We start from the raw sequence: 3712 nt of genomic DNA, 5'->3' as shown, positions 1-3712 counted from the left end.
ATCAATTCTAATAGTTTTTGATATTTTAATCTTAAAATTAAAAAATTTATTTAAAAAATTAAAATAAATTGAATAAAAAGAATCAATTTAAACTAATCAATCAGGAAAATAATCTAACTCTGAGAACTATTGCACAGAAAGATATTGAAAAAATAAGAGTGTGGAAAAATGCCCATAGAGCTTCATTTTTTTATAAAGAAATAATAAATCCTGAAGAGCAATTAAAATGGTTTACAGAGTATCAAAAAAGACAAAATGATTTTGTTTTTATGATATCTTATATGAACAATGATATAGGATGCACTGCTTTTAGGGAGCTAGATGAAGCAATGGATATATATAATGTTATATTGGGTGATAAAAGTTTTGTAGGAAAAGGACTTATGAGCATAGCCAATTCAGTTATGTGCAGCTATATGATTGACCACTTCGGCAAAGAAATTACCGTAAAAGTTTTGAAAACAAATCCTGCCATTAAATGGTATTTGAAAAATAATTTTATTGAAATAGATAGTATGAATGATTTTGTGCTATTTAGGCTTGATTATAGTCATTTTAAAAAAATAGATTATAAATTTACAGCATATTAATTTTATAAAATATTATATTTTCTTGCAGCAAATTAAGAGGTGCGATTATGATTTCAGTTTTTGGTTCCAAGGTCGGTAAAGAAGAATTAGAAGAAATTAAAACAAGTATAGAAGCCCAGTGGATGGGAATAGGTCCCAAAACAAAACTGCTGGAGGAAAAACTTAAAGAAAGACTTAATCTTATAGATTTTGTCCTTCTTGACAGCGGTTCAAACAGTCTTTACCTGGCATTGAAGTTATTAAATCTTCCAAAAGGTTCAGAAGTTGTATTACCGGCATTTACATGGATTTCATGTGCAACTGCAGTTGTCCTGGCTGGTCTAAAACCGGTTTTCTGTGATGTTGAAATTGATACACAAAATGTAAGCTTAAAAACCATAGAGCCGATGATAACCAAAAACACAAAGGCTGTCATGGTTGTACATTATGCTGGTAAACCTGTAAGGGTTGAAGAAATAAAACAGATAGGGCTGCCTATTGTTGAGGACGCGGCTCATGCCATAGATTCAAAAATTGGAGGTACATATTGCGGTGCTTTGGGAGATGTAGGTATTTATAGCTTTGATGCTGTAAAAAATCTTGCAATAGGTGAAGCAGGAGGGATTACTTCTGTTCATGAAGATTTAGTAAAAAAAGCAAGAGTACTCAGATATTGTGGTATTGCAAAATCAGGATTTGAAGCTTCTACTTCTTCTAAAAACAGATGGTGGGAATATGATGTAATAGATTTTTGCTACAAGATGATCCCCGACGATATAAGCGCTTCAATCGGTCTTGCCCAGCTAAAAAAACTTGAAGAACACCAGATATTCAGAAAACAGATATGGGATATTTATCAGAATGAATTTAAGGATATAGGCTGGATTGAAACTCCCGAGGAACCTGCCTCTGATGAGCAGCATTCTTATTTTACATATTTTATAAAGCTAAAAAATGATAAGAGGGATGAGTTGGCCAAGTACCTGTACGATAATGGCATTTATACAACCCTGAGATATCAGCCTTTGCATCTCATTCCAATTTATAATTCAACTCATATAAGATTAAAAAATTCAGAAATATTAAACGAGATAGGTTTGAATATCCCTCTTCATCCAAATATGACATTAGAAGATGTGGAATATATTATTACAAAAATAAAAGAATTTGGTAATATAAACAAACTATAACAGCAAAAAAGATACTGCTTTTTGTTTTAATTTTTCCGGAAGGAATGTTTTGGATAAAAAAATAGTAGCAATATTGGGTGGAGGGCTTACCGGTCTGGCTGCCGGAATTTATCTTTCCAGAAATGGTTTTGAACCCCATATCTTTGAGAAAGAAAATCAGATGGGAGGACTTGTCGGCGGAAAAATCATCAACCGGAATATTTATGAATATGGCCCTCATTTTTTTCATTCCAACAATCCCAATATTGTCAATGAAATAAGGATGGCTGTAGGAGATGACCTGATAGACTTTGAAAGAACAATCCTTATAAAATTCATGAATGATTATTTTAAATATCCCCTTTCAGTATTTGAAGTATTTAAGAAAATGCCGAAGTCACTGGTAATAAAAGCTGTTTTGGAACTGATTAGAGCTAACATTAGGAGTATTTTTAAAAAAGATAAAGATCCTAGTTCTGAGACATTATTACTCAACTTCTATGGCAAAACATTATATAAGCTTTTTTTTAAGGATTATATTTACAGAGTATGGGGAATGTATCCTGATAAGTTTTCACCAAGGTTTGCACGGGAACGAATACCGAAAATATCTGCCTCAATCTTTTTAAACAAGCTTATATCTCCAATCCGAACTCGCTTTAGCAAAAAAAAGGTAAAAGATTTTGTTGAGAATGTTGATGGCAGACTTTTTACAACAAAAATGGGGTACAGAGGAATAAATGAAAAATTAATAGATGAATATCTCAAGAATGGCGGTACTATTCATTTAAACAGTGAAGTAAATAAGATTATTTTAAATGATAATTCTGTTGATAAAATATTTTATACCGAAAACAATAAAAATGAAAAAACTGGTTCAAAAAAAGAGTTTTATTGTGATGCTGTAATAAATACATTGCCTGTAACTGAACTGATAAATATGATAAATCCGGAAGTTCCTCAGGATATCAAAAAAGCTTCGGAAGAGCTTGAGTACAGAGCTCTTGTTTTTGTAGGTATTCTTGTTAAAAAAGAAAAGGTTCTGCCGGTATCTTTTATGTATTTCAGGGAGCATAGTTTTAACAGAATATATGATTCATCATATTTCGGGCATGATACTGTATCTCCTAATACGACTATAATAGTTTGTGAAATTAGCAGCAGCGGTTCTGACAGATGGTGGGAAGATGATGATTATTGTATAAAAAAAGCTATAAGTGATCTTGAAAGAGAAAAGATAATAAAGGAAAAGGATATACTGGAAACCCATGTTTACCGTTATAGATATGGATATCCTGTATATAAACTGGGGTTTGAAAATAATCTGGAAATAATAATGAATTTTATTAATGATATAAAGAATATGGATACGGCTGGAAGACAGGGTTTGTTTCAGTATATAAATGGTCATATAGCTATTCAGATGGGATTTGATGCTGCAGAGAAAATAATGGATAAATGTATTATAAAATACTAATTTTTATGTAATTTTATTTTTTTTAAATAAGTAAAAACAATGGATAAGCTAAAATATTTTATATATGCAAAAAAAGAAATTATATTATTAGTTTTTTCAATATTTATTTTTATTCTCCTAAGCTTATTTTTTTTAAACCATTACAGATATCAAATAAATCCTGATGCAATTTATGATATTTCTATTGCTGCCAAATATTCAAAGGGTTTATTTTTTGACGCAATCAATGGCTACAGAAGTCCGCTTATTAGTATAGTCCTGGTACCGTTTATTTGGTTAAAAATGGAACCATTATTAGCATATAAAATTATTAATATTATTTGTGGTCTGATAACTCTTTTAATTTTAACAAAAACATGTAAGTTATTTTCTATTAATCACTTGGGAAAAATTTTTATATATATCTTTTCCATACCAATACTTCTATATTTTATCTTTAAAGAAACAACTCCTGACATCTTGTCAGCTATATTTATACTATTATTTTTTAATGTTCT

The 3712-nt window shown here is 30.3% G+C and carries 3 protein-coding genes; all 3 read left to right on the top strand.

What is annotated here, in order from left to right; translation table 11 throughout:
* Positions 1-68: 68 nt before the first annotated feature.
* The 3 genes from GXZ93_00425 to GXZ93_00415 are packed head-to-tail and all read left to right on the top strand — an operon-like array spanning position 69 to position 3215.
* The gene (locus tag GXZ93_00425) at positions 69-590 is read left to right on the top strand and encodes a GNAT family N-acetyltransferase (GenBank protein ID HHT78260.1); all 522 of its coding nucleotides are present in this window, start codon (positions 69-71) and stop codon (positions 588-590) included.
* Positions 591-637: 47 nt separating this feature from the next.
* Positions 638-1759, top strand: coding sequence for a DegT/DnrJ/EryC1/StrS family aminotransferase (locus tag GXZ93_00420; GenBank protein ID HHT78259.1), 1122 nt, complete (start codon positions 638-640; stop codon positions 1757-1759).
* A gap of 49 nt (positions 1760-1808) precedes the next feature.
* Positions 1809-3215, top strand: coding sequence for an NAD(P)-binding protein (locus tag GXZ93_00415; protein ID HHT78258.1), 1407 nt, complete (start codon positions 1809-1811; stop codon positions 3213-3215).
* Positions 3216-3712 lie beyond the last annotated feature (497 nt).

This window comes from Actinomycetota bacterium (assembly GCA_012837825.1).
In the GTDB taxonomy this organism is placed as follows: domain Bacteria; phylum Actinomycetota; class Humimicrobiia; order Humimicrobiales; family Humimicrobiaceae; genus Humimicrobium.
This window is presented reverse-complemented; position numbering and strand designations above follow the sequence as displayed.

Bases quoted from the DNA above. Each gene is read 5' to 3' on its own strand.
- GXZ93_00420 (HHT78259.1), top strand. From the start codon at position 638: ATGATTTCAGTTTTTGGTTCCAAGGTCGGTAAAGAAGAATTAGAAGAA.